Below are 552 nucleotides of genomic sequence, written 5' to 3' on the forward strand. Positions count from 1 at the left end.
GTACCAGGTAGACCAGCCGGGTGGGGGCGGGCAGGTAGGCGACGAGCAGGCTGGAGCCCAGCGCGCCGAGCGCCATGCCGGCGAAGGGGCCGGCGCCGTTGGCCAGCGTGCCGCGGGTGCGGTGCAGGTCGAGCAGGCCGGCGCCGAGAGCTCCGGTGGCCGCGCCGGTGGCCAGTCCCTGGGTGATGCGGGCCGCCATGAGCGCCTCGACGCCACCGGCGGTGGCGAACACGACCATGGCGGCGGCCTGCAGGGCGGCGGCGACGAGCAGCACCGGGCGGCGCCCGATGTGGTCGGACAGCGCCCCGACGACGAGCAGCGAGGACAGGACCGCCACCGCGTACACACCGAAGATCACCGTGATGGTGACCGGGGCGAAGCCCCAGGCCTGCTGGTAGACGGCGTAGAGCGGGGTCGGGGCGGCGGAGGCGGCGAGGAACGACACGATCATCGAGGTCTGTAGCGCGAACCCGGCGCGTGGTCCGAGTCGCCCGGCCAGCCCGCGCCGGCGACGGCTGGTGGGGGCCGGTGCCGCGGCGTCGGGGTCGAGGG

Annotated in this window: 1 protein-coding gene; it reads right to left on the reverse strand. The window is 76.1% G+C overall.

Annotated features, from left to right (window positions below):
* Positions 1–552, reverse strand: a 552-nt coding sequence (locus tag NBZ83_RS32535) for an MFS transporter (RefSeq protein ID WP_261576556.1), incomplete at both ends; no start/stop codon positions are given.

Origin of the sequence: Frankia gtarii, from assembly GCF_025403375.1 — a bacterium.
In the GTDB taxonomy this organism is placed as follows: Bacteria; Actinomycetota; Actinomycetes; order Frankiales; family Frankiaceae; genus Frankia; species Frankia gtarii.